The organism is Hydrogenophaga sp. (assembly GCF_050182545.1).
GTDB lineage: Bacteria > Pseudomonadota > Gammaproteobacteria > Burkholderiales > Burkholderiaceae_C > Hydrogenophaga.
Map to the genome: position 1 here is coordinate 1 of NZ_JBFXCD010000022.1, position 23,519 is coordinate 23,519.

Sequence of the window (23,519 nt, forward strand, 5' to 3'; positions counted from 1 at the left end):
CAGCTGGAACCGAAAGTACCAGCGTACCGCCTGGCTGATCACAGCCGCAGGAAATCTATGACCGTGATACGGAGACTTCGTCTTTTGCATCCAGCCAGCTTACGCCATCGGCAACGTGACAAAGCCCCCGGGGCCTGCATGACACCATCCAGGCTCACGAATGCGCTGACGACGATCTTCCTCATTTCATTCCCCCGCGCCACTCCAGCCAGGCCAGCACCAGGACCGCGAGGGCCTGGGCGATGACGAAGACGCGGCCCACGGCAGTGACGCCGTCGACGGCAAATGCCACGTAGCCACTGGCAACCGCCCATGCGACGTTGCCGAGCACGATGAGCATCACGAGCGCCGCAGCCGGTGGCCGCTGACGCCCCGCCACCAGCATCAGCACGGCACTGGCGAGCAGCAGCACGCCGGCCCAGGTCAGCAGCGCCGCAGGCAGCCCCAGCAGCGCGGCCAGAAACGGCGTCAGCGCGAGCAGAGCGACACCCATCGCCGCACAGGTGAAGGCGTCGAAGAGCAGCACCTTCGCAAGACCCGGGCGGGCAGCGGCGTTTGACAGGGTGGACACGGGATCGGTCATGGTGTTCATGGGGGATTCCTTCTGGATCATGTGGATGGGTCGACGGGAGCAATGGCGGCATCTTCAGCCGCAGCCGGCAGCGCGTCGATTACCTTCCAGGTCATGTGCGGTGCACGTGCAGGACGTCAGGGCACCCGAGTTGACCCCGCAGGTAGTCGACGGGCCTTCAGGACAGGACGAACATCCAGCCCCGAGCGCCATCAGGATCCCGTCTGGTCTTCGAGGAGATGTGTCGAAACCGGTGCATCTGGTTCGTCGACTCCAGCATCAACCACCCAACCCGGAGGAATTCCATGTCCAAGATGATTTTCGTCAACATGCCCGTCGCCAGCCTCAAGGCATCGATCGCCTTTTATCAGGCACTGGGTTTCAAGCAAAACCTTCAATTCAGCGACGACACCTCGGCCTGCATGGTGTGGAGCGAGGCGATCCACGTCATGGTGATGACCCACGACAAATGGCGCACATTCACGAGCCGGCCGATCGCGCCCGCAGGCTCCAGCGAGGTCATGCTGGCCCTTTCCTGCGACAGCCGCGAGGCGGTGGACGCCATGAACCGGGCCGCGGCGAAACATGGCGGCACGGCCGATGTGAACCCGGTGCAGGACCTCGGCTTCATGTACAACCGCAACCTGATGGACCCCGACGGCCATGTATGGGAGGCCATGTGGATGGACCTCTCGGCCATGCCTTCGGACGGCCAAGGGCACTGAGCGATGAGAGCGGGACCTGGTCATCCGGAAGTGGATGCGTACATCGCGAATGCAGCGCCCTTCGCGCAACCCATCCTGGCGCATGTGCGCCATCTGCTGTGGAAGACCTGCCCGAACGTGGTGGAGGAGATCAAGTGGGGCATACCGCACTTCGACTACCACGGCGAAATGATGTGCATGCTGGCCGCCTACACGAAGCACTGCTCATTCAGCTTCTGGAAACAATCGATCATGAGCGATGCCCGGCTGCAAGAGAACCCCGACAAGCCGGCATCGAAACGTTTTCTGGGCAAGCTCACTTCACTGGCCGATCTGCCCCCCGATCAGGAACTGGTGGTGCTCATCAAGGAAGCGATGGCCTTGAACGAGCAAGGCGTGAAACTGCCCCCCAGGAAGCCCGCAACGCCTCAGGCGCCGGTGGTGCCGCCCTGGTTTTCGGAGAGGCTCGCTGCCCATCCGGAAGCCAGGGCCGTGTTCGAGAGCAGGTCCCCATCGTTTCGGAAGGAGTACCTCGTCTGGATCCTGGACGCCAGGACCGAGGCGACGCGGGAGAAGCGCATGGAGGAAGCCCTGGCGTGGATGGCCGAGGGCAAGAGCCGGTTCTGGAAGTACGGGTAAAACTTCCGGGCAGCCCCCGTTGACGTGGTGCCAGCGGGCATCCACGTGCCCGAGTGTCTGTCCATGACCTTGATCCTCAGTCGATGACAGTGCCTGCGGGCGTCACCCGCCCGCCCCGTGCAAGCGGGTGGGTGGTGCTGGGGCCCGCAGCGTCACGTGTGACCCGATAGAGGCGACAGGTCAGCGCCGCAGCCGCCACGGCGAGCCCGATGCCGAAACCCCACCACACACCCGCCGGCCCGAGCGCCAGCGGGTGGGCCATTGCCCACGCGGCCGGCAGCGCCAGGGCCCAGCAGCAGGCCAGCGACACGCGGGTGGGCCAGCGGCTGTCGAGCAGGCCCCGCAGCGCGCCCAGGCTGACACTCTGCACCCCGTCAGCCACCTGCATCAGCGCCACCGCCACGCACAGCGCGGCGGTGGTCGCGACCACGGTTTCGTCCGCACTGAATGCGCGGGCAACGCTGCTTCCGCCCAGCGCCAGCGCCGCTCCCGCTGTGCCCATCCAGGCGGTGGCAACCACCAGCGCCGCGCGGGCCAGCGGCCAGCAGGCTGCACGCTCGCCGGCGCCCACCGCCTGCGCAATGCGCAGGCCTGCGGCCGATGCGATGCCCAGCGGCACCATGTACAGCGCCATCGTCACCGACATCGTGATCTGGTTGGCCGCCAGCGCCACGGCGCCGAACGCACCGACCAGCAGCCCGGCGGCCGCGTTGGCGCCGGTCTCGAACAGGTACTGCACGCCCATGGGCGCACCCTCGGTGCACTGGCGGCGCAAGGCGTCACGCCAGGGTGCCGGCGCGTGCAGCCAATGCCGCAGATCGGCCCTTTCGTGTGCCAGCAGCGCCAGGCCCGCGGCGGCGGCCGTGTTCGCCATGAAGCTGCCCAGGCCCGCACCCGCCAGACCGAGCGCCGGCAGTCCGAGGCCGCCGTGCACGAACCAGGCGCTGAACGCCGCGTTCAGCGGCACTGCGGCCGCCAGCACGGCCAGCGCGCTGGCGGGCCGGTCGATGGCGTCGAACAACTGCTTGTAGGCAAAGAGCACGGCCAGCGGCACCAGCGTGGCGGCCGACCAGGCCCAGTAGCCGGCCATCACGGCCAGCACGTCCTGCGGCTGGCCCAGGGCCGGCAGCAGCGGCCAGGCCGCGCCCATCAGCGCCGCCGCGACCAGGCCTGCCCCCATGGCGAGGCGCCAGCCGGCGCGCCGCTGGCTCGACACCGCCGACGCATCGCCGGCGCCAAAAGCCTGCGCGGCCAGCACGCCTGTGGCGTTCATCAGGCCGTAGAGGGTCGCGATGAACACCAGCATCACGGACGCGGCGATCGACACGGCGGCCAGCGCCGCACGACCCAGCGGTGCGACGACGGCGCTGTCCACCAGGCCCATCAGCGCGCTGCACATCAGCCCGGCCACGATGGGCAGCGCCAGGGCGAGCAGCGAGCGCAGGTCGCTGGCGAACCGGCCCATGGGCGCGCGCCGCGTGCCGGCGCGACAGGTCAGCGTGGTCATTTCACTGGCCTTGCATGTAGCGGTCCCAGTAGCCCGCGGCCGGATCGATCTGCTGCACCACATCGACCCACAGGCCCGAGGGGTCCGCGAAACCGAAGCGCCGCTGGCCAAAGGCCTCGTCGGTGAGTGGATACGCCACATGGCCACCGGCGGCGAGAAACGCCGCGTGCTCCGCTTCGGCGTCTTCCACCTGCAGCTCGAAGCACATGCCGGTGCCGGAGAAGGCCTCGGGCCCGGGCGGCGCCGAGGGATGGTCGGGGGTCATGAAGGCCATTGACAGGGAGCCGTCGGCGGCCGTGAGCCAGACGAACCAGTCGCTGTCGAAGCCCACCTGCAGATCGAAGTGATGGACCCAGAAGTCGCGGCAGGCATTCTTGTGGGGGGTGACGATGATGGGATAGCGGTCGCTGAATCGCATGAGGTTCTCCAGAGAAGGTTGCGTTGCCGAAAATACAAACAGACTGTCTGTATATAAGCAATCATCTCAACAAACAGACAGCCTGTCTATTACCATCCGGGTCATGGCCACCAATCCCGAACGATCCGCGCACACCCGCGCTCAGCTGCTGGGTGTCGCGCGTGCGCTTTTCGCGCAACACGGCTTCGCCGCCACCTCGACCGAGGCCATCCTCGCTGGCGCGGGTGTCAAGCGTGGCGCGCTCTACCACCACTTCACGGACAAGGCGGCGCTGTTCGAGGCCGTCTGCGTGGAACTGGTCGAGGAGGCGCTGCCCGCGGTGGATGCCGCCACGGCCAGGGCCGGCGGGGCGCTCGACGCGCTGATACGGGGATCGATCGCCTGGATCGAATTCGTCACGCGCGACGACGTGCGGCGCATCCTGCTCGTGGACGGCCCCACCGTGCTCGGCTGGCAACGCTGGCACGCGCTGGACGACCGCCTGAGCGTGAACGCGCTGCGGGCCGCGCTGCGGGACGCCATCAGCGCCGGTGAACTCAGCTTCGACGGCGATCCCGAGCTGCTGACGACCATGACCAACGGCGCGCTGAACGCCCTGGCCCTGGAGGTGGGCAATGCCGTGCCACCCCCCCCGGCACGGCAATGGCAACGGGCGGTGCGCGGCTTCTGGCGGGCGCTGGCGCGGTAGGTCCTGTGCCCGGAATTCGCCAGTCGGCCCCTCATTACTCAATAAGAACTTGACTGAATGTAGTTTTGATTGATTGCATTTAAATGAAGGTGCTGTGCGGGCACACTCCGTGGCATTCGCCCGCCCCCTTGGGCGGGCATCCACAGCTTCCGGAGCCGTTCGCCATGACCCTCGCCTTCCCCACCTTCACCGCCGGCATGGTGCTGAGCATGTCGCTGATCATGGCGATCGGCCCGCAAAACGCGCACGTGCTGCGCATGGGCCTGCAGCGCCAGCACCTGTGGCTCACGGTGCTCACCTGCGCGCTGGCCGACGTGGTGTTGATCGGTCTGGGCGTGCTCGGGCTTGCGCAGCTCGGCGGGCTGTCGGACAAGCTGCTCGGCGCGCTGGTGGGGGCGGGTGCGCTGTTCCTTGCGGTGTACGGCTGGCAGGCCTTCCAGCGCTTTCTGCGTCCGCGCGCCCTGGTGCTCGACGACGGTGGCCGCGTGGCCGCCGAACCCGTGTCGCCCCGCAAGGCGGTGCTGTCCGCGCTGGCCTTCTCTTTCCTGAACCCGCATGCGTGGCTCGACACCGCCGTGCTGATCGGCACCGCCTCGCTGGCGTACGGCCAGAGCAGCACCACCTTCGGCCTGGGTGCGGCCACCGGTTCGCTGGTGTGGTTCGTCTCGCTGGGCGCGGCCGCCTTCTGGCTGGGCCGCCGGCTCAACTCTTTGCACGTGTGGCGTGCGCTGGACGGCCTGGTTGCGTTGATGATGTGGGGCACGGCTCTCTGGCTGTTGACCAGCCTGTTCTGACCCACCGGAGATTTCGCGATGCAACGCCAACTGCGCGGCGCCGAGGCGCCCGTGACCCTGTTCGGGCCCGACTTTCCGTTCGCCTTCGACGACTGGATCGCCCACCCGCAGGGTCTGGGCGAGATCCCGGCCGAGCACATGGGGCAGGAGGTGGCCATCGTCGGCGCCGGCATGGCCGGCATGGTGGCGGCGTACGAGCTGATGAAACTGGGCCTGAAGCCTGTGGTCTACGAAGCCTCGCGCATGGGCGGTCGGCTGCGCTCGCAGGCCTTCGAGGGCGGCCAGGGCGTGGTGGCCGAACTGGGTGGCATGCGCTTCCCGGCCTCGAGCACGGCCTTCTTTCACTACGTCAACCGGCTCGGTCTGAAAACCCGGCCCTTCCCCAACCCGCTCACACCGGCGGCCGGCTGCACCGTGGTGGACCTGGAAGGCCAGACGCACTGGGCGCGCACGCTGGCCGACCTGCCGCCGCTGTTCAGCGAAGTGGCCGAGGCCTGGGCCCAGGCGCTGGAGGAAGGTGCCGGCTTCACCGGCCTGCAGCAGGCGCTGCGCGAACGCGATGCCGTGAAACTCAAGGCCCTGTGGAACCAGATCGTGCCGCTCTGGGACGACCGCACCTTCTACGACTTCGTCGCCACCTCGAAGGCGTTCTCGCGCCTGTCGTTCCAGCACCGCGAGGTGTTCGGCCAGGTCGGCTTCGGCACCGGTGGCTGGGACTCGGACTTCCCCAACTCCATGCTGGAGATCCTGCGCGTGGTGCTCACCGGTTGCGACGAGAACCAGCACCTCATCGTGGGCGGCGTGCAGCAGGTGCCACTGGGCCTGTGGCAGCACGCGCCCGCCGCGCACGAACTGCGCCACTGGCCCGCCGGCACCACGCTGGCCGGCCTGCACCAGGGCGCGCCGCGCGGAGGCGTCACGGCCATTGCGCGCGCCGCCAACGGCCACGACCTGGCCGTCACCGACACCTGGGGCGTCACGCGCCCCTACCCGGCGGTGCTGGCCACCTGCCAGAGCTGGCTGCTCACCACCGAGATCGCGGTGGAGGAATCGCTGTTCTCGCACAAGCACTGGATGGCGCTGGACCGCACGCGCTACATGCAGTCGTCCAAGACCTTCGTGATGGTGGACCGGCCATTCTGGAACGACCTGCGCAGCAACGGCTGGCCGCAGATGGGCATGACGCTGACCGACCGGCTCACGCGTGGCACCTACCTGTTCGACAACGGCCCGGACAAGCCCGGTGTGATCTGCCTGAGCTACGCCTGGATGGGCGACGCGCTCAAGATGCTGCCCCACGCCACCGAGAAGCGCACGCAGCTCGCGCTGCAGGCCTTGCGCAAGATCTACCCCGACGTGGACATCGCCCGCCACATCGTCGGCGACCCGATCAGCATTTCCTGGGAAGCCGACCCGCACTTCCTCGGCGCCTTCAAGGGCGCCCTGCCCGGCCACTACCGCTACAACCACCGCATGTACAGCCATTTCATGCAGGACGGTTTCGCCCCCGCCGAGCGCGGCATCTTCATCGCCGGCGACGACGTGTCGTTCACGCCCGCCTGGGTCGAGGGCGCGGTGCAGACTTCACTCAACGCGGTGTGGGGCATCGTGAAACACCTCGGTGGCCAAACGCACGCCGCCAACCCCGGGCCGGGCGATGTGTTCGCCGAGCTTGGGCCGATGGCGCTGCCGGACTGAGCCCGGCCATGGAATCGCTCACGCTCGCCCTCTGGCAGTGCCCCTATGCGGGCCAGGCCAGCGAGGCCCTCGTCCTGCTCGACGCCACCGCCACGCAGGCCCGCGCGCAAGGCGCCGACCTGTTGCTATGCCCCGAGATGTCGCTGACCGGCTACCAGATTGGCGCCCAAGCAGTGGCGGCGCTCGCCGAACCGGCCGATGGCCCCCTCGCACTGGCCGTGTCGGACATCGCACAACGCCATGGCATCGCTATTGCGTACGGCTACCCCGAGCACAACCCTGGTGGCAAGCCCTGGAATGCCGCGCAGTTCGTCACTGCCCAAGGCCAGCGCCTGGCGAACCACCGCAAGACCCACCTGTTCGGCGGCGTCGACCGCGCGCAGTTCAGCCCCGGCGTTGCCGCATCCGCTGTGTTCACCTGGAACGGCTGGCAACTCGGCCTGCTGATCTGCTACGACATCGAATTCCCCGAACCCGCACGCGCACTCGCGCTGCAGGGCGCTGATGCGATCCTGGTGCCCACGGCCAACATGGTGCAGTTCGACGAAGTGCAGCGCGTGCTGCTGCCCGCGCGCGCGCTGGAGAACCGGGTGTGCGTGGCCTATGCCAACGCATGCGGCAGCGAAGGCAGCACCGCCTATGGTGGACTGAGCACGGCGTGCGGGCCGATGGGTCAGGTGCTGGCGCAGGGCGGACGCGACGAGGAGTTGCTGCTCGCAACCCTGTCGCGCGCCGAGCTGCAGGCAGCGCGTGCGAGCTCGCAGCTGCCCGACCGGCGCGACGACCTCTTCGGTTCCACCAAACCCTGAACCGCAGGGGTCCGTCAATGGCCCCATTTCAGAGCTGATTCCGCAGGCGCCGCGCGGTCGGTCGGTCGCGCGCGCAAGCGGCTCTCTCGCCCTACAGATCGCACGCCCGCTGCCGATAGCGACTGCAGGGCCTCATGGCCTGCTCGTTTCAGGTGATGTTTCATCTGCAAAACCCACAGCCTTCGAGGCCCTTGTCCCTGCGCCGAGACGGGCGTGCAATCCCCACCGACCGACATGAACCGCTACAAGATTTCCACCCGCCTGATGTTCCTGATCGCGCTGATGTCCGTGCTGCTGTGCGGCGTCGGCGCGATCGGCCTGTACGGCACCCAGCAGTCCAACGAAGGCCTGCGAACCGTGTACGAGGACCGCACGCTGCCGCTCAAGCAACTGGCCGACATCAACTACCTCATCAACCGCAACCGGGCGCTGGTGATGGACATGCTGATCAGCCAGAACCTTGAAAACACTGAGCGCCGCTCCAACGAACTCAAGGCGAACGTCGAGAAGAACCTGACTGTGTGGAAGGCTTACATGGCGACCTACCTCACGCCGGAGGAAGCCGCGCTGGCGAAGTCCTTCAGCGACGCCGCCACCGACTTCTCGCGCAGTGGCCTGATGCCCGCCAGCGAAGCGCTGCGCGGCGGCAACATCTTCGAGGCGCAGAAGATCTATGACGAACAGATTTCGCCCAAGGCTCCCAAGGTGCAGAAGGAGATCGATGCGCTGATGCATTTGCAGACGGAGATCGCACAGCAGGAATACGCCAGCGCCGTCACACGCTTCCAGCGGCTGCGCGTGCTGTCGATCAGCGCCATCGTGGCGGGTGTGCTGATCGCCGTGCTGTTCGGTGTGTTCCTGGTGCGCGGCATCTCGCGTTCGCTGCGCCACGCGGTGGACGTCTCGGCCGCGGTCGCCGATGGCAACCTGACCACCCGCGTGGACACCAGCGGCCAGGACGAGGTGGCCCGGGTGCTGCAGAGCCTGGCCACCATGCAGGCCAACCTTGCGCGCATCGTCGGACGCGTGCGCCACGGCTCGGACGGCGTCTCCACCGCCAGCGCCGAGATCGCGCAGGGCAACCAGGACCTGTCCTCGCGCACCGAGAACCAGGCCAGCGCGCTGGAGGAAACCGCGGCCAGCATGGAGGAGCTGAGTTCCACCGTGCGTCAGAACGCCGACAACGCGCAGCAGGCCAACCGCCTGGCGCAGAGCGCCTCGGAAGTGGCCGCGCAGGGCGGCCAGGTCGTCGCCGAGGTGGTGGGCACGATGCGCGGCATCAGCGAGTCGAGCCGCAAGATCGCCGACATCATCAACGTGATCGATGGCATCGCGTTCCAGACCAACATCCTGGCGCTGAACGCGGCGGTGGAAGCCGCGCGTGCGGGCGAGCAGGGCCGGGGCTTCGCGGTGGTGGCTGGCGAGGTGCGCAACCTGGCGCAGCGCAGCGCCGGGGCCGCGAAGGAGATCAAGCAGCTGATCACCGACAGCGTCGAGCGTGTCGAGCATGGCAGTGCGCTGGTCGACCGCGCCGGCAGCACCATGACCGACGTGGTCGACAGCATCCGCCGGGTGACGGACATCATGGCCGAGATCAGCGCAGCCAGCGTCGAGCAGAGTTCGGGCGTGTCGCAGATCGGCGAGGCGGTCACGCAGATGGACCAGGTGACGCAGCAGAACGCCGCCCTGGTGGAGCAGATGGCCGCCGCCGCCAGCAGCCTGCGCAACCAGGCTGGCGAACTGGTGGAGACGGTCTCGGTGTTCCGCGTCGCCACCGCGCACTGACAGCCCCGGTCCGGCCGTCGCGCGGCTCCCCTACACTGGCGCGAGGCACACGTCGTGCCCGCACAGGAGAACACATGACGACGACGGAGACACATTCACGGGTGGCCCTGGTCACCGGCGCAGGCAGCGGCATCGGCCGCGCCGTGGCACTGGCCCTGCTGCAGGACGGCTACCGCGTCGTGCTGGCCGGGCGCCGGTCCGAACCCCTGAACGCAATGGTCGAAGCCGCGAAATCGGCCGGCCAGCAGGCCTTGGCCGTGCCCACCGACGTGCGCGACGCGCACAGCGTGCAGGCCCTGTTCGACCAGACCGAGCAACACTTCGGCCGCCTGGACGTGCTGTTCAACAACGCCGGCGTCAATGCCCCGGCGGTGCCGATGGACGAGCTGCCGCTGGACGCCTGGAAGGACGTGATCGACACCAACCTCACCGGCGTCTTCATGTGTGCGCGCGCGGCCTTCGCGCTGATGCGCCGGCAGAACCCGCAGGGCGGGCGCATCATCAACAACGGCTCCATCTCGGCGCACGCGCCGCGGCCGTTCTCCAGCCCCTACACCGCGAGCAAGCACGCGGTGCTGGGCCTGACCAAGTGCATCGCGCTCGATGGCCGCGAGTTCAACATCGTGTGCAGCCAGATCGACATCGGCAACGCGCTCACCGAACTGGCCGCGCGCATGACCCAGGGCGTGCGCCAGGCCAACGGCACCATTGCGCCCGAGCCGATGATGGATGTGCAGCACGTGGCCGAAGCCGTTCGCTACATGGCCGGTCTGCCCTTGTCGACCAATGTGCTCAACATGACGGTGATGGCCAGCCAGATGCCCTTCGTGGGCCGCGGCTGATCAGTCCGCGGGTCTGGCGGCGCGGTACAGCGCGCGCACCAGGTCCGACTGGGTGATGATGCCCACCAGGTGCTGGCCGGCATCGATGACCGGAATGTGGTGGTGCCCGCCCTCCGAGAACAGTGGCACCAGTTCGCTCAGGTGCCGCTGCCCGCTGACCACGCGCACCTCGCGCGTCATGATCTGGCCCACCACTTCGGGCTTGCCGGCGGCGTGCAGCGAGCCTCCCCGGCGCATGAGCGTTCGCAAGCGCCGGCCCAGTCCTTCGTGCTCGTCGAGGTCGGCGTGCCGCATGTAGTCCGCCACGGTCACGATGCCCACCACGCGGCGCGACTTGTCCGTCACAGGCAGCGCCTTGATCTTCTTCTGCCGCATCAGCAACCAGGCTTCGCGCAAGGGCGTTCCGGGGCGCACGACCAGCGGGTCAGGGGTCATGACGTCCGCGCAGCGCAGGTTGCCGAAGTTGCGCTGGTAAGCCGCCGATTCGGCGTGGTGCAACAGCGCCTCCAGATCGTCGCGGCTGACGTCGAGCACCTGGTTGTAGTGCGCCAGGGCCGCGTCCAGATCGGCCTCGCTGAAGCGCGCCGAACCGGCCTGTGCCGGCCGCCCCTGGGCGTGCGGATACCGGCGCCCGGTCAGGCCGTTGTAGAGCACGCCGGCGAGCACCAGCAGGACCGAGTTCACCAGCATGGGGAAGACGGCGAAGTGAAAGCTGCTGGCGCCCAGCGCGGCGAACAGCGCGGTGGCGCCGCCCGGCGGGTGCAGGCAGCGCAGCCAGAACATCAGCGCGATGGCCAGCGCCACGGCGGCCGACCCCGCCCAGGCCGCATCGGTGATGGCCATCGCGCACGCGGCACCCACCAGGGCCGACAGCGTGTTGCCCCCGATCACCGCCCAGGGTTGCGCCAGCGGACTGGCCGGTACCGCGAACACCAGCACGGCGCTGGCGCCCAGGGGGGCGACCAGCCACGGCCCCGGGGCCAGCGGCCCGGCCCACCACCGGCTGACCAGGGCCGTCAGCAGGATGCCGAAACCGGCACCCAGGAAGGCGCGCCAGCGCTCCCGGGCATCGACCGCCACGGGCGCCGGCCAGAAGCGGGACAGGAACAGGCCCGGCTGGCGGTGCCAGGGGCTGGCGGATGCGTGTTCGGTCGGCCCCCTGCCGGGGCGCTCGCGCGTCTTGCCCATCTCAGCTGGCCCGCACGGTCGACTCCATCAGGCAACGCGTGACGCGCGGCGGCGCCTCGCCGAGATGGAAGGCCAGCTTGCGGTCGCGCAGCGCGACGTCGGTGGCGGTGACACGGTCGAAACGCCGCAGGTGGTCGGTCCAGGACTCGTCGACGATGACCTCGACGAAGCGCCCCGGGTCGTTGATGTCGTGCAGAAGTTCCCAGGACAGCGCGCCATGGCGCAACCGGCTGCGGCGGCTCTCGTTGACCATCAGACTGCGAAACTCCGGCGCGCGCGCCGGATCGACGAGGTACTCGACCATCACCATCACGTGTCCCTGCGGCGGCGGCGCCTCGATCAGCGGCGCGGGGAAGATGCGCTTGGGCGTGAGGTCGTCCTCCAGGCCGGCGTCGGGCATCAGGCGGTTGGCCAGCGCCATGGCGACCACGCCACTGACGGCCGCGATGCCCAGCGTCACGGGCACGCTGGTCCAGGTGGCGATCTGGCCCCAGAGCGCGGCGCCGCTGGCGCTCGCGCCCATGATGGCCATCTGGTAGATCGACATGCCGCGCGCGCGCACCCAGTCGGGCAGGCCCATCTGGATCGACACGCTCAGGGTGTTCGCGGTGGTGATCCAGGCCGCGCCGCCCAGGAACATGGCCGGCACCGCCACCCCCACCTGGTCGGTCAGCGACATGGCCGCCATGGCGAGCCCCTGCAAGGCCGCGCCGCGCTGCACCAGGCCGTCGCGCGAGTAACGGCGGCGCAGCCGGGGCAGGAAGGCGGTGGCCACGATGGCGCCCGCGCCCATGGACGCCAGCAGCAGCGTGAAGGTGCCCGCGCCTCCGCCCTGCATGCCGCGCGCCAGCAGCGCCAGCAGGGCCAGCAGCGCGGTCGAGTGGAAGAAGAAGATCCAGATGCGCAGCAGCACACCTTTGAGCAGGTAGGACTGCGTCACGTACTGCCAGCCCACGCGCATGGCGGTCATGAGGCGCTCGCGCCCCAGCGGGTTCGGTTTGTGTTCGCGGTGCCAGCGCGTGATGATGATGGCAGCCCCCAGCGAGAGCACCGCGTTCAGCAGGAACACCCAGGCGCTGCCGGCGCTCGCAATCAGTGCACCGGCCAGCAGCGGGCCGATGATGCGCGAAGCGTTCATCGACACCCCGTTCAACCCCAGCGCGGCCGGCAGCTGGGCCCGGGGCACGAGTTCGGGCACGATGGCCGAGAACACCGGCCAGCGCAGCGCCAGGCCGATGCCGTTGGCGAAGGTCAGCGCCAGCAACAGCGCGGGCGTCACCACGCCCAGGAACACCACGACACTGAGCAAGGTGGCCACCACCGCCACCCACAGCTGCGTGACCAGGTAGTAGCGCTTGCGGTCCAGGTTGTCGGCCAGCGCGCCGCTGGGCAGGCCAAGCAGGAACACCGGCAGGGTGGAGGCCGTCTGCACCAGCGCGACCCAGATCGGCGACGTGGTCAGCGAGGTCATCATCCAGGCAGCGGCCACGTCGTTCATCCACATGCAGACGTTGGCCATGAGCCAGGTGGTCCACAGCATCCGGAACACCGGCAGGCGCAAGGGCGCGATGGGCGAGAGGCTGTCGTCGGGACCGGGCATGCGGGAACTGTAGCCGGTGCCGCCCGCCGCTGCCCGGCCAGGGGTACGCGCCATGCACCGGGGCGCCAGCCGGGCCAGGACAAAAAAAGGGCCGCCGACCTGGGTCAGCAGCCCTTGAAACACCTTGGAGACAACAGGATGGATCCACGCGCGTAGGCCTCAAGGCCCACCACGCGTGGCGGGCGTTCAGCCGCCGTTGGCGCGGCGCGACTCGACCAGTTCGGCGCGCACGTCTTCGCGCGTCTTGCCCTGCGCCAGCACCGGCTGCGGGTAGCGGTTGGGGTAGAGCTGGTTGTAGGTCTGGCCCGTGGCGCCGTCGGCCACCAGTTCGCCGTTGCGGATCGCTTCGGCCAGCTCGGCCTTGACCTGCTCGCGGGTCTTGCCCACGGCGGCCACGTTGGCCACCGGTGCATCCGTGCGCACGGCGGCGTACTGCGCCGGTGCCACTTCGTTGAAGCGCTGGCCGGTGGCGCCGTCGGCCACCAGGTCACCGTTGCGAATGGCGGCGGCCAGTTCGGCCTTCACCTCGGCGCGGCTCTTGCCCGCCACGGCGGCAGGCTGGGCGTACAGGTGGGGGGCGATTTCATTGAAGCGCTGGCCGGTGGCGCCGTCGGCGATCAGGTCGCCGCTGCGGATGGCCTGGGCCAGTTCGGCACGCACTTCGGCGCGGGTTTTGCCCACGGCAGCGGTGTCGGCTGCCAGGGCGTGGCCGGCAACGAGGGAAGAGAGGGCGATGGCGACAACAGAGAGACGGGTTTTCATGACAGTTTTCCTTGGAGAGGGTTGAACATGCCGGTCGGTCCGTTGTGCGGTCTGCCGGCTTCGATGCCTCTGCGGAGGGTTTGCGTGCATCGATGGGGTGTACTGTAGAGTTTCTGATTCAGAAGAAAAACAGCGCCGCAATGACAACTATGTTTCTGAAACAGCAACAATGTAGGTGTTCTTACCTGGGTTAACCCGTACTGCCCGTCCCACGGGTGGATCGGCGGCGCCTGCTCGTCAGGCAGAAAGCCACGCCCAGCGATCTCAGCAGTCCAGCACGAGGCGGCCGGACCGGCAACTGGAGACGCAGATCATCATCGACCGATTCGCCTCGCGCTCACGCTTCGTGAGGATCGAGTCGCGGTGATCGACATCGCCTGAAATCACCCGGGTCTCACATGCGCCGCACACCCCCTCCCGGCAGCTGAACTCCGGGTTCAGACCCGCGCCGGTCAGTGCATCCAGCAGGGCCACCCCAGGGGGCACATGGACGGTCCTTCCGGACTTGCGCAGTTCGACGTCGTACCCGCGGGCGGGAGACGCCCCGGGAGGGACCGCCGCGGCAAAGCGTTCAAGGTGCACATGGGCATATCCCAGTTGCGTGCATGCGCATTCGAAGGCTCCCAGCATCGACGCCGGTCCGCAACCATAGACGTGCGCATCCGGCGCATGCCCGCCCAGCAGCCGAACCAGATCGGGTCGGGCACCCTGCTCATCCCTGAAATGCAGTTGCGCCGAGAGCGCCCCCGCACTCTCCGCCACCAGGGCCTTGATGTCATCGACAAAGGCAGCCTGCGCGCGGCTGCGGGCGCAGTACACAAGATGCGCGCGCCGACCCAGCCTGGCGAGGCGTTGCAACATGGCATAAATGGGCGTGATGCCGATACCGCCCGCCAGCAGCACGCTGTTCGAGGCGGCCTCATCCAGCGAGAAGTGGTTGCGAGGTCCACCGAGGTGGACGACCTGACCCACCCGCAGGCTTTCATGAACGAAGCGCGAGCCGCCACGGCTCTGGGGGTCATGCATCACCGCCACCACGTAGCGGTGGCTTTCCCCCGGGTTGATCAAGGAATAGCTGCGCGTGATGCCCTCGCTCAAATGCAGATCGACATGCGCGCCCGCCTCCACCGCGACCGGGAACGATGTCGCCGGGGCGAGGGGCCGCAGTTCCATGCTCACGATGGTGGGAGCCTCGAATCGCAGGCTGTGGACGAGCGCGGGGCGTGATGGAGCCGTCATGACGTCACATGATGTGCAGGCCACCATCGACCATCAGCGTGGTCCCGGTGATGAACGACGCCTCGCCAGAGGCCAGCCAGACGATGGGCCACGCGATCTCCTCGGGCGATGCCCAGCGGCCGAGCAGCGAGGTGTCTCTGCGCTCGCTCCTGAGTTGCTCGACACTCTTGCCCGCGTTCTGCGCCCGGCCAACATGGAAGTCGGTCAGCGTGGAACCAGGACACACCGCGTTGGCGCGAACGCCGTGAGGCGCCTCCTCAAACGCCAGGCTGCGGGTGTAGGCCAGTTGCGCCGCCTTGGTCGCGTCGTACAGCGCCATGCCCTTGCGGCCGGTGACGGCATAGCACGAAGACACGTTGACGATGCTGCCCGCGCCGGACTTGCGCAGCGCCGGCAGGGCCGCGGCGCAGTAGTTGGACATGCCCACGAGGTTCACACCCACCATGGCCTGCCATTCCGCCGGCGTGGCATCTGCGGCAGCGGTGTGGTTGCGCATGGCGGCGTTGTTGACCAGAACGTCCAGGGCCCCCCACTGCGACGTGCATTGCGCCACCGCCGCCCTCGCGGCGGCCTCATCCGCAACGTTGGCGGTCACGCAGGCCAGCCGCGCCGTGGGCTGGGCCTGAAGAATCGCGGCCTGCGTGCGTGCCAGGGCATCTGCATCGGCATCCACCAGCAGCACCGCGGCACCCTCCTGGCAGAACAGGGCAGCGGTCGCCGCGCCAATGCCGGCACCCGCCCCCGTGATCAGCGCGGTTGTACCGCCCAGTCGGTGTGCGCTCATGTCCCGGTCACTCCGCCTTGGCACCGGTGTCCTTGATCACCTTGCCCCAGCGCACGATCTCGGTCCCGATCCAGTCGCTGAACTGCTGGGGCGAGGTGGCGGCGATCTCGAATTCCATGTCATGCAGGCGCCTGGAGATCTCGGGCGAGTTGAGGATGCGCACGATCTCCTCGTTGTAGCGGTTGATGATGTTCTGCGGCGTGCCTGCTGGAGCCAGCAGGCCGATCCACGAGGTGGCCTCGAAGTCTTTCAGGCCCGACTCGGCAAGGGTCGGCACATCGGGCGTGCTCGGGAAGCGCTTGGGCCCCGTGGACGCCAGCAGCTTCAGACGCCCTTCTTTCACGAAGCCCTGCACGTTGCCGGGCACGAAGAAGCCGGCTTGCACGTTCCCGGCCAGCAGATCGGCCACGGCGGGACCCGCTCCGCGATAGGGAATGTGCGTCATGCGGAAGTTGGCCGCCGATTTCATCATCTCCATCGTCAGATGCGATGCGCTGCCCAGCGCCACCGAGCCATAGACGTATTTGGTGGGATTGGCCTTGGCCTTGGCGATGAAGTCCTGCACGCTGGCGATGCCCGTCGCCGGATTGACCACAAGGTACTGGGGGGCCTTCACGGCCAGGGTGATGGGGGCAAGATCCTTCGTGGGGTCGTACGGCATCTTGTCGAACAAGGTGACGTTGATCGCCAGCGGCCCGTTGTATCCCACCAGCAGGGTGTGGCCATCGGGGGCGGCCCGGGTCACCTCGTAAGCACCGATGTTGCCCCCCGCGCCCGGTTTGTTTTCGACCACGAAGGGCTGGCCCAGCGCCTCCTGCAGCTTCGGCGCCAGCAGGCGCGCGAGCACGTCGTTCGTGCTGCCCACGATGGGCACGACGATGCGCACCGGTTTGGTGGGGCGCCAGTTCGCGGCCTCTGTCTGGGCCCAGGCCGAGGCCGCGCTGCAGGCCGCGAGCGCGACCGCCGCCGCGAGTTTCAGGTGCTTTGTCATGAGAAGTCTCCTGTGGTTGCTGTCGTGGGAAATGCGATGTGGTCTCAAAGGCTGAAGACCGGCTTCTTCGTGGCGTCCGCGAGATGCTCGCGCGCCCACTCGACGGGGTCCTGCTCCTTGGGCAGCAGCACGCCGGCGGGGCGCACGTGTTGCGCGCCCGCGTCCAGTGCGGGGGGGGTCTGGCCTTCTTCAAGGCCCAGCGTGGCCTGGTGCAGCATGCGGCGCGCCATCACGATGGCCTTGTCCGTCGGCAGCAGCATTTCAGCCTCGTGGTTCTGGATCGGCCCCATGCTCTCCTGCAACGAATAGTCCTGCGCGGAGAAGCCGAAGATGCCGCTGTAGGAGCGATCTTCGCGTTGCGCCACGCGGTCCATGCCGTAATCGTTGTCGCGGTTTTGCCTGGGAATGAAACTGCCCGGCGCTTCGTACTCGACGTGGATTCCCTTGCCTTCTTCCATGGCCGTGCGCTCTTCTTCGGTCAGCGGCTGGCCCGGCTGCCAGTTGATGCTCCACGCCCAGCAGTTGTGGTCATCGATGGGCACCCACACGTGGCCACCCAGCGCGTGATCTCCAAACGGTGCGATGAGCGTGAACCAGGGAAAGAGCCACTGCGTGATGCGCCAGTAGTACGAATCGGGCTCGCCGTTTCTGCGGCCGAACAGGCTCAGGCCGAACGGCGTCTGTTCGATCTCGAACTTCACGTTGCCGTCCGCCTTGATGTAGTCCAGCGCCTTCACACCCTGGTGCATCGGGTCGGTGTCCACCTCGAAACGGTGCACGTATGACACGTGCGCGGTGTCGATGCCGCCTTCCATGGCCTGCAGCCAGTTGCTGTACTGCAGGCGCTTGGAAACGAAAACATGTTCGGGCGGCAACGTGCACCACTCCAGTTCGGGCGGCGCGGGCTGCTGGTCGGCCGGACCCATGTAGGTCCAGACGATGCCGCCGCGCTCGATGCAGGGGTAGCCCTTGATGTGCATGCGCGCGCAGGCCTGCGGCGCGGACGGCACGTCCACGCACCGGCCCGTGCCGTCGAACTTGACGCCGTGGTACGCGCAGCGGATGCCGTTCTCCTCATTGCGGCCGAAGTAGAGCGAGACGCCACGGTGCGAGCAGAACTCGCCGATCAGGCAGGCCTTGCCATCGGTGTTGCGAAAGGCCAGCAGCTTTTCGCCCAGCAGTTGCACGCGCACCTGCGGTCCATCGGCCTCGGGGATTTCGCTCGACATCAGCGCGGGCACCCAGTAGCGCCGCAGCAGGTTGCCCATGCGGGTGCCGGGACCGACACGGGTGAGCGTTTCTGACATTTCCTTGTTCACGGGTGAGCTCCGGTGTGAGGTTGTACGCTTGGTGATACGGCTGTCCATTCTGTTGAGCGAGTTGACGTTCGTCAACAAAATGAATCGAATGTCCATCAGGTGGACGGATTTCTGCAAAAATGCCCATTTCCGCCTGAAAAATGCGCACCATGAACTCAGAAAACAGCAACGACGGCGTACGGGCAGTGGACCGCGCCCTGGACATCCTGATGGCCTTCCGCCCGGGCGACCACCTGTTGAGCGCAAGCGATCTGCTGCGCCGCGTGGCCTTGAGCCGTCCCACGCTCTACCGGCTGCTGCGCACGCTGGAGCTGCGGGGATTCGTCGTTTCCTCTGGCGAACCCCAGCGTTTCCAGCTCGGACCCTCGGTGGCCCATCTCGCCCACATCTGGGCCTCCGGCCTCGATCTGGCCGAACTCTCGCAACCCATGATGCGAAGCCTGTGGGAGCAGACAGGTGAGACTGTCGCCCTGCTGGTGCACCACGGCCGTGAACGCGTCTGCGTGGCGGAACTGCCCAGCCACCAGCCTCTGAGCTTCAAGCGCGGCGTGGGCTACAGCGAGAGCGTGACCCTGGGTGCGAGCGGGCGTGCCATCCTGGCCTTTGCGAACGATGTGCCCAGGTACCTGGAGGGAAAAGTCCCGCAAGACCAGCGCGCCGCGTACCTGGACGAACTGGCACGCATCCGCGAGGTCGGCTACGCCATCAGCCGGGATGAACTGATCAAGGGCGCGGTGGCCATCGCCGCGCCCTTCTTCTCAGCGGGCGCCAAGGTGATGGGTTCGCTCGCGGTCTACGGCCCCAGTGCGCGCGTGGACGACGCGCAAGTCAACCGCATTGCCCAATGGCTGGTGGAGGCAGCGCGTGAACTCTCGCAGAAGGCCGGCGCCAGGCAGTGAGGGGCACGCAGGCGCCCACGCTCACCCCTGCTGCAGCGGCAGTGCCGTCTTGTAGCGCACCTGCTTGAGCGCGAAACTGGATCGGATCTTCTCGACCTGCGCGATCGGCGAGAGCTGCTCCAGGATGAAGCGCTCCAGCGCGGGCATGTCGGGCACGGCCACGCGCAGCAGGTAGTCGGCGTCGCCCGTCATGAGGTAGCACTCCATCACCTCGTCGCGGATGCCGATGCGCGCCTCGAACTCCTCCAGCGCCTCGCGGCTTTGCTGCTTGAGGCTGATCGAGATGAAGACGTTCAGGTGCAGGCCGAGCTGTTTCGCGTCCAGCAGCGCCACGTACTGGCGGATCAGCCCGCGCGCCTCCAGCGCGCGCACCCGCGCCAGGCAGGGCGAGGGGGAGAGGTGCACGCGCCGGGCCAGCTCCACATTGGACAGGCTGGCGTCGCGCTGCAGCTCACCAAGAATCCTCAGATCGGTCGCATCGAGGTCGTTTGTGCTGGATGTATTCATGTTCGCGGAATTTTATGCGCCAGAACAAGCACGTATTGCGTCGCTTTGGCAGCAACTGCGTGTCCACCGCGCCTACAGTGACCGGTCCACGGAGCATCACCATGAACGACCTTTCAAGGCAGCGGTATTTCGACGAACCCGAGGGCGCCGACCCCGATCCGGCCGAGACGCTGGAATGGCGCGAGGCCCTGCTCTCACTGGCCGCCACGCAGGGCCCGGCGCGCGCGCGCCAGATCCTCGATGAGCTGGCGCGCCTGGCGCGCCAGCAGCGCATTGGCTGGCAGCCCGAGCTGAACACGCCCTACGTCAACACCATCGCCGTGGAGGACCAGCCCGCCTTCCCCGGCGACCTCGCGGTGGAGGAGCGCCTGGCCTCGCTGATGCGCTGGAACGCGCTGGCCATGGTGGTGCGGGCCAACCAGGCGTACGGCGAACTGGGCGGGCACATCGCCAGCTACGCCAGCGCCGCGGACTTGTTCGAGACCGGCTTCAACCACTTCTTCCGCGCAGGAAGAGATGGCGACCTGGTGTTCTTCCAGCCGCACAGCGCGCCCGGTGTGTATGCGCGCGCCTTCCTCGAAGGGCGGCTGAGCGAAGCCGACCTGCTTCACTACCGCCAGGAGATCACCGCGCCGGCCAGCGGCGCGCGCGGCCTCTCCAGCTACCCGCACCCATGGCTGATGCCGGACTTCTGGCAGTTTCCCACCGGCTCCATGGGCATCGGCCCGATCAGCTCGATCTACCACGCGCGCTTCATGCGCTACCTCACGCACCGCCAGCTGCAGAACTGCGAGGGCAGAAAGGTGTGGGGCGTGTTCGGCGACGGCGAAATGGACGAGCCCGAGAGCATGAGCGCGCTCACGCTGGCCGCGCGCGAGCGGCTGGACAACCTGGTGTGGGTGGTCAACTGCAACCTGCAGCGCCTGGACGGCCCGGTGCGCGGCAACGGCCGCATCATCGACGAGCTGGAAAAGCTCTTTGCCGGTGCGGGCTGGAACGTGATCAAGCTGGTGTGGGGCAGCGACTGGGACGGCCTGTTCGCGCGCGACACCACGGGTGCGCTGGTGCGCGCCTTCGCCGCCACGGTGGACGGACAGATGCAGACCTTTGCCGCCAAGGACGGGCGCTTCAACCGCGACAACTTCTTTGGCCAGAATGAAGAACTCGCGCGCCTGGCACAGGGCATGACCGACGAGCAGATCGACCGCCTCAAGCGCGGCGGCCACGACCTGGTGAAGATCCACGCCGCCTACGCCGCGGCCGCCGCCCACACAGGCCAGCCCACCGTGATCCTGGCGCAGACCAAGAAGGGCTACGGCATGGGCAGCGCGGGCCAGGGCAAGATGACCACGCACAGCCAGAAGAAATTCGAGGGCGCGGACCTGATCGAATTCCGCAACCGTTTCAACCTCCCGCTGACCGACGAACAGGCCACCGGCCTGAGCTTCTTCAAGCCCGCCGACGACAGCGCCGAGATGCGCTACCTGCGCGAACACCGCGAGCGCCTCGGCGGCGCCATGCCCCGGCGCGAGACCACCTGCGAGGTACTGCCCGTGCCCGCCATCGACACCTACGCGAACTTCGCGCTGCTGGCCGGCGGCAAGGAGATGAGCACCACCATGGCCTTCGTGCGCATGCTCGGTGGCCTGCTCAAGGACAAGCAGCTCGGCCCGCGCATCGTGCCCATCGTGGCCGACGAGGCGCGCACCTTCGGCATGGCCAACCTGTTCAAGCAGGTCGGCATCTACAGCAGCGTGGGCCAGCGCTACGCGCCGGAAGACATTGGCTCGGTGCTGAGCTACCGCGAGGCGCTGGACGGGCAGATCCTGGAAGAAGGCATCAGCGAAGCCGGCGCACTGGCGAGCTGGACGGCAGCGGCCACCAGCTACAGCGTGCACGGCCTGGCCATGCTGCCGTTCTACATCTACTACTCGATGTTTGGCTTCCAGCGCGTGGGCGACGCGATCTGGGCTGCGGCCGACCAGCGCGCGCGCGGCTTCCTGCTGGGCGCCACCTCCGGGCGCACCACGCTCGGCGGCGAAGGTCTGCAGCACCAGGACGGCAGCAGCCACCTCGTGGCCGCGACCATCCCCAACTGCAAGGCCTGGGACCCGGCCTTTGCCGGCGAGCTCGCGGTGATCCTTGACGCCGGCATGCGCGAGATGCTGGTGGAGCAGCAGGACGTGTTCCATTACGTCACGCTGATGAACGAGAACTACGCCAACCCCGATCTGCCCGAGGGCGCGGCCGCGGGCGTGCTCCAGGGCGGCTACCACTTCGGGCGCTTCGGCGCCGACAGCGCAACGCAGCGCGTCACCCTGCTCGGCTCGGGCGCCATCCTGACCGAAGTGATCCAGGCCGCGCAGACGCTGGCCAGCGAGGGCTTCGGCGTTGACGTGTTCAGCATCACCAGCTGGAGCGAACTTGCGCGCGATGGCATGGCACATGGCGAAGGTTCGCACCTCACGCGACTGCTGGCCGACGGCACAGGCCCGGTGATCGCCGCGACCGACTACGTGCGCGCCGTGCCCGAGAGCGTGCGCGCCTTCGTGCCCGAAGGCCGGCGCTACCTCACCCTGGGCACCGACGGCTTTGGCCGCAGCGACACGCGCGCCGCGCTGCGCGCGTTCTTCCAGGTGGACGCGGCGAACATCGCGAAGCGGGCGCGCGCGGTGACTTCGTGAGCAGGGCTGGCTGGCGTGGGTTGCCGGCGTGAGGGCGAAACGTGAGAGGGGGCAACCCGCCCCGACGGTGACTTGCCCACTTCAGCGCCGCGCATCTGTGCGGCGCCGGCGCCCGGCCATGAGCGCCCGGATACCCGAGCCCAACAGGACTGCGCCCATCAACACGCCCACCGCGTCACCCGCGAGCCGGCCGAGGTTCTCCCACTGGTCGGCGAACAGATGCCCGAGGCCGCCATACAGGACGACCCAGATCGCCTCGCCCGCCACCACGGCCAGCAAGAAACGTGGCCAGGGGTAGCCGGTCGCCCCTGCCAGCAGGTTGACCGGCAGCGCCACCGGCGTGAGCAGGAAGCGGCTGACAAAGACACCCCAGCCACCCCAGACGGCAAACAGCGCTGCCGCACGCTGCCAGACCTGCGAACCAGTGATGCGCCGCGGCACCCGTTTCAGGCCGGCGCGCCCGAACAGGTAGCTGCAAGCATCGCCCGCCATGGCGCCCAGGCACGCCGACAGCACGGCACTTTCGATGGGCAGCACGCCCTGCCGGGTGAAGGCGCCCGCAGCCATCAGCGTCATCGTGGCAGGCAGGGGCACACCGAACGCCGCCAGAAACAGCGTGCCCCCCAGCAAGGCGTTGCCATGGTTGAGCAGGGCCGTCAGCAGCCACTCGCTGACGTCAGTCACCCGGCGCCTCGCGCCGACCGGTTTCGGCCAGGATGAGTGCCTCGACGCGGGCACGTCCCGCAACCGGGTCGATGCCTTGAACTTCCAGCCAGTTGCGCAAGCTGCGGTCCTCATCCCCCGTAGCGGGCAAGCCCAGCGTTTCACGCAAGCGCGATTCGGGCACACCGTACACCTTGGCGATGTAGGGCAGCGTCATCCAGCCGCGCAGCGTTTCCACCCGGACCTGCCCCGCCGCCACGCGCTGCGCGTACTGGTACTGGTGCCAGGCGCGTGCGCCAAAAAGACCCAGCAGGGCCAGCCCCGCCACAACAGCCAGAATGCCAAGCCAGCGCCGCGTGCGCTGCAGGGGACTGGAAGGGGGATGTGAGGACACTGGACCCTAGCGTTTGAATTCGCAGGCCATTGGC

At 68.0% G+C, this 23,519-nt stretch carries 23 protein-coding genes and 1 pseudogene; 10 read left to right on the top strand and 14 right to left on the bottom strand.

The window, feature by feature from the left end:
• Both AB7P10_RS17730 and AB7P10_RS17735 read right to left on the bottom strand, forming a co-directional pair.
• Positions 1 to 90, bottom strand: a pseudogene (locus AB7P10_RS17730) (IS6 family transposase); the annotation flags it as partial.
• A 91-nt stretch (positions 91 to 181) separates the two neighbouring features.
• Positions 182 to 592, bottom strand: a complete 411-nt coding sequence (locus AB7P10_RS17735) for a hypothetical protein (RefSeq protein ID WP_428295182.1) — start codon at positions 590 to 592, stop codon at positions 182 to 184.
• A gap of 284 nt (positions 593 to 876) precedes the next feature.
• Here AB7P10_RS17735 and AB7P10_RS17740 point away from each other — a divergent pair, with 284 nt between their 5' ends.
• Positions 877 to 1,296 (top strand): VOC family protein, encoded by a 420-nt coding sequence (locus tag AB7P10_RS17740; protein ID WP_428295183.1) that lies wholly within the window; start codon positions 877 to 879, stop codon positions 1,294 to 1,296.
• A gap of 30 nt (positions 1,297 to 1,326) precedes the next feature.
• The gene (locus tag AB7P10_RS17745) at positions 1,327 to 1,914 is read left to right on the top strand and encodes a YdeI/OmpD-associated family protein (RefSeq protein ID WP_428295184.1); all 588 of its coding nucleotides are present in this window, start codon (positions 1,327 to 1,329) and stop codon (positions 1,912 to 1,914) included.
• A gap of 76 nt (positions 1,915 to 1,990) precedes the next feature.
• Here AB7P10_RS17745 and AB7P10_RS17750 read toward each other — a convergent pair whose 3' ends face one another.
• Both AB7P10_RS17750 and AB7P10_RS17755 read right to left on the bottom strand, forming a co-directional pair.
• Entirely contained in the window at positions 1,991 to 3,421 is a 1,431-nt protein-coding gene (locus AB7P10_RS17750) for an MATE family efflux transporter (RefSeq protein WP_428295185.1), read from the bottom strand.
• A 1-nt stretch (position 3,422) separates the two neighbouring features.
• Positions 3,423 to 3,839: a VOC family protein gene (locus AB7P10_RS17755; protein ID WP_428295186.1), complete on the bottom strand. Its 417-nt coding sequence runs from the start codon at positions 3,837 to 3,839 to the stop codon at positions 3,423 to 3,425.
• Positions 3,840 to 3,942: 103 nt separating this feature from the next.
• On the opposite strand from AB7P10_RS17755, the gene AB7P10_RS17760 reads away from it, so the two are divergent.
• The 6 genes from AB7P10_RS17760 (at position 3,943) to AB7P10_RS17785 (ending at position 10,455) form a co-directional block, all read left to right on the top strand.
• Positions 3,943 to 4,527: a TetR/AcrR family transcriptional regulator gene (locus tag AB7P10_RS17760; protein ID WP_428295187.1), complete on the top strand. Its 585-nt coding sequence runs from the start codon at positions 3,943 to 3,945 to the stop codon at positions 4,525 to 4,527.
• Between the two features lie 164 nt (positions 4,528 to 4,691).
• Positions 4,692 to 5,321, top strand: a complete 630-nt coding sequence (locus AB7P10_RS17765) for a LysE/ArgO family amino acid transporter (protein WP_428295188.1) — start codon at positions 4,692 to 4,694, stop codon at positions 5,319 to 5,321.
• A gap of 18 nt (positions 5,322 to 5,339) precedes the next feature.
• Positions 5,340 to 7,019 (top strand): flavin monoamine oxidase family protein, encoded by a 1,680-nt coding sequence (locus AB7P10_RS17770; protein ID WP_428295189.1) that lies wholly within the window; start codon positions 5,340 to 5,342, stop codon positions 7,017 to 7,019.
• Between the two features lie 8 nt (positions 7,020 to 7,027).
• A complete protein-coding gene (locus tag AB7P10_RS17775) occupies positions 7,028 to 7,828 on the top strand; it encodes a carbon-nitrogen hydrolase family protein (RefSeq protein ID WP_428295190.1) in 801 nt (266 codons plus the stop codon).
• A 213-nt stretch (positions 7,829 to 8,041) separates the two neighbouring features.
• Positions 8,042 to 9,613: a methyl-accepting chemotaxis protein gene (locus AB7P10_RS17780; protein WP_428295191.1), complete on the top strand. Its 1,572-nt coding sequence runs from the start codon at positions 8,042 to 8,044 to the stop codon at positions 9,611 to 9,613.
• A 74-nt stretch (positions 9,614 to 9,687) separates the two neighbouring features.
• Positions 9,688 to 10,455: an SDR family oxidoreductase gene (locus AB7P10_RS17785; RefSeq protein ID WP_428295192.1), complete on the top strand. Its 768-nt coding sequence runs from the start codon at positions 9,688 to 9,690 to the stop codon at positions 10,453 to 10,455.
• Here AB7P10_RS17785 and AB7P10_RS17790 read toward each other — a convergent pair whose 3' ends face one another.
• The 7 genes from AB7P10_RS17790 to AB7P10_RS17820 all read right to left on the bottom strand — a co-directional run bounded on the left by AB7P10_RS17790 (position 10,456) and on the right by AB7P10_RS17820 (position 18,338).
• On the bottom strand, positions 10,456 to 11,643 hold the full coding sequence (locus AB7P10_RS17790; protein ID WP_428295193.1) for an HPP family protein: 1,188 nt from the start codon (positions 11,641 to 11,643) through the stop codon (positions 10,456 to 10,458).
• A gap of 1 nt (position 11,644) precedes the next feature.
• Entirely contained in the window at positions 11,645 to 13,243 is a 1,599-nt protein-coding gene (locus tag AB7P10_RS17795) for an MFS transporter (protein WP_428295194.1), read from the bottom strand.
• A gap of 186 nt (positions 13,244 to 13,429) precedes the next feature.
• Positions 13,430 to 14,005: a DUF4148 domain-containing protein gene (locus AB7P10_RS17800; protein WP_428293035.1), complete on the bottom strand. Its 576-nt coding sequence runs from the start codon at positions 14,003 to 14,005 to the stop codon at positions 13,430 to 13,432.
• A gap of 264 nt (positions 14,006 to 14,269) precedes the next feature.
• The gene (locus AB7P10_RS17805) at positions 14,270 to 15,244 is read right to left on the bottom strand and encodes a PDR/VanB family oxidoreductase (RefSeq protein WP_428295195.1); all 975 of its coding nucleotides are present in this window, start codon (positions 15,242 to 15,244) and stop codon (positions 14,270 to 14,272) included.
• Positions 15,245 to 15,248: 4 nt separating this feature from the next.
• Positions 15,249 to 16,028: an SDR family NAD(P)-dependent oxidoreductase gene (locus tag AB7P10_RS17810; protein WP_428295196.1), complete on the bottom strand. Its 780-nt coding sequence runs from the start codon at positions 16,026 to 16,028 to the stop codon at positions 15,249 to 15,251.
• A 7-nt stretch (positions 16,029 to 16,035) separates the two neighbouring features.
• Positions 16,036 to 17,019, bottom strand: coding sequence for a Bug family tripartite tricarboxylate transporter substrate binding protein (locus AB7P10_RS17815; protein WP_428295197.1), 984 nt, complete (start codon positions 17,017 to 17,019; stop codon positions 16,036 to 16,038).
• Between the two features lie 44 nt (positions 17,020 to 17,063).
• Positions 17,064 to 18,338 carry a Rieske 2Fe-2S domain-containing protein gene (locus AB7P10_RS17820; protein WP_428295198.1) on the bottom strand — a complete coding sequence of 425 codons (1,275 nt, stop codon included), beginning with the start codon at positions 18,336 to 18,338 and terminating at the stop codon, positions 17,064 to 17,066.
• A gap of 149 nt (positions 18,339 to 18,487) precedes the next feature.
• Between AB7P10_RS17820 and AB7P10_RS17825 the strand changes: the two genes are divergently transcribed.
• Complete coding sequence (locus tag AB7P10_RS17825; protein WP_428295199.1) at positions 18,488 to 19,237, top strand: IclR family transcriptional regulator; 750 nt, start codon at positions 18,488 to 18,490, stop codon at positions 19,235 to 19,237.
• A 21-nt stretch (positions 19,238 to 19,258) separates the two neighbouring features.
• On the opposite strand, the gene AB7P10_RS17830 is transcribed toward AB7P10_RS17825, so the two are convergent.
• A complete protein-coding gene (locus tag AB7P10_RS17830) occupies positions 19,259 to 19,744 on the bottom strand; it encodes an Lrp/AsnC family transcriptional regulator (protein ID WP_428295200.1) in 486 nt (161 codons plus the stop codon).
• Positions 19,745 to 19,845: 101 nt separating this feature from the next.
• Between AB7P10_RS17830 and mdeB the strand changes: the two genes are divergently transcribed.
• Positions 19,846 to 22,428: an alpha-ketoglutarate dehydrogenase gene (gene mdeB / locus AB7P10_RS17835; protein WP_428295201.1), complete on the top strand. Its 2,583-nt coding sequence runs from the start codon at positions 19,846 to 19,848 to the stop codon at positions 22,426 to 22,428.
• Positions 22,429 to 22,509: 81 nt separating this feature from the next.
• Here mdeB and AB7P10_RS17840 read toward each other — a convergent pair whose 3' ends face one another.
• Together AB7P10_RS17840 and AB7P10_RS17845 are read right to left on the bottom strand one after the other, a co-directional pair.
• Entirely contained in the window at positions 22,510 to 23,112 is a 603-nt protein-coding gene (locus tag AB7P10_RS17840; RefSeq protein ID WP_428295202.1) for a DedA family protein, read from the bottom strand.
• Positions 23,105 to 23,485, bottom strand: coding sequence for a hypothetical protein (locus AB7P10_RS17845; RefSeq protein WP_428295203.1), 381 nt, complete (start codon positions 23,483 to 23,485; stop codon positions 23,105 to 23,107). The genes AB7P10_RS17840 and AB7P10_RS17845 overlap by 8 nt, the downstream gene beginning before the upstream one ends.
• Positions 23,486 to 23,519 lie beyond the last annotated feature (34 nt).

What these genes read in the sequence shown, in the direction of transcription:
- AB7P10_RS17735 (WP_428295182.1), bottom strand. Translation starts at nt 592, where the DNA reads ATGAACACCATGACCGATCCCGTGTCCACCCTGTCAAACGCCGCTGCC.
- AB7P10_RS17740 (WP_428295183.1), top strand. Translation starts at nt 877, where the DNA reads ATGTCCAAGATGATTTTCGTCAACATGCCCGTCGCCAGCCTCAAGGCA.
- AB7P10_RS17750 (WP_428295185.1), bottom strand. Translation starts at nt 3,421, where the DNA reads ATGACCACGCTGACCTGTCGCGCCGGCACGCGGCGCGCGCCCATGGGC.
- AB7P10_RS17755 (WP_428295186.1), bottom strand. Translation starts at nt 3,839, where the DNA reads ATGCGATTCAGCGACCGCTATCCCATCATCGTCACCCCCCACAAGAAT.
- AB7P10_RS17760 (WP_428295187.1), top strand. Translation starts at nt 3,943, where the DNA reads ATGGCCACCAATCCCGAACGATCCGCGCACACCCGCGCTCAGCTGCTG.
- AB7P10_RS17765 (WP_428295188.1), top strand. Translation starts at nt 4,692, where the DNA reads ATGACCCTCGCCTTCCCCACCTTCACCGCCGGCATGGTGCTGAGCATG.
- AB7P10_RS17770 (WP_428295189.1), top strand. Translation starts at nt 5,340, where the DNA reads ATGCAACGCCAACTGCGCGGCGCCGAGGCGCCCGTGACCCTGTTCGGG.
- AB7P10_RS17775 (WP_428295190.1), top strand. Translation starts at nt 7,028, where the DNA reads ATGGAATCGCTCACGCTCGCCCTCTGGCAGTGCCCCTATGCGGGCCAG.
- AB7P10_RS17785 (WP_428295192.1), top strand. Translation starts at nt 9,688, where the DNA reads ATGACGACGACGGAGACACATTCACGGGTGGCCCTGGTCACCGGCGCA.
- AB7P10_RS17790 (WP_428295193.1), bottom strand. Translation starts at nt 11,643, where the DNA reads ATGGGCAAGACGCGCGAGCGCCCCGGCAGGGGGCCGACCGAACACGCA.
- AB7P10_RS17795 (WP_428295194.1), bottom strand. Translation starts at nt 13,243, where the DNA reads ATGCCCGGTCCCGACGACAGCCTCTCGCCCATCGCGCCCTTGCGCCTG.
- AB7P10_RS17800 (WP_428293035.1), bottom strand. Translation starts at nt 14,005, where the DNA reads ATGAAAACCCGTCTCTCTGTTGTCGCCATCGCCCTCTCTTCCCTCGTT.
- AB7P10_RS17805 (WP_428295195.1), bottom strand. Translation starts at nt 15,244, where the DNA reads ATGACGGCTCCATCACGCCCCGCGCTCGTCCACAGCCTGCGATTCGAG.
- AB7P10_RS17810 (WP_428295196.1), bottom strand. Translation starts at nt 16,028, where the DNA reads ATGAGCGCACACCGACTGGGCGGTACAACCGCGCTGATCACGGGGGCG.
- AB7P10_RS17815 (WP_428295197.1), bottom strand. Translation starts at nt 17,019, where the DNA reads ATGACAAAGCACCTGAAACTCGCGGCGGCGGTCGCGCTCGCGGCCTGC.
- AB7P10_RS17825 (WP_428295199.1), top strand. Translation starts at nt 18,488, where the DNA reads ATGAACTCAGAAAACAGCAACGACGGCGTACGGGCAGTGGACCGCGCC.
- AB7P10_RS17830 (WP_428295200.1), bottom strand. Translation starts at nt 19,744, where the DNA reads ATGAATACATCCAGCACAAACGACCTCGATGCGACCGATCTGAGGATT.
- mdeB (WP_428295201.1), top strand. Translation starts at nt 19,846, where the DNA reads ATGAACGACCTTTCAAGGCAGCGGTATTTCGACGAACCCGAGGGCGCC.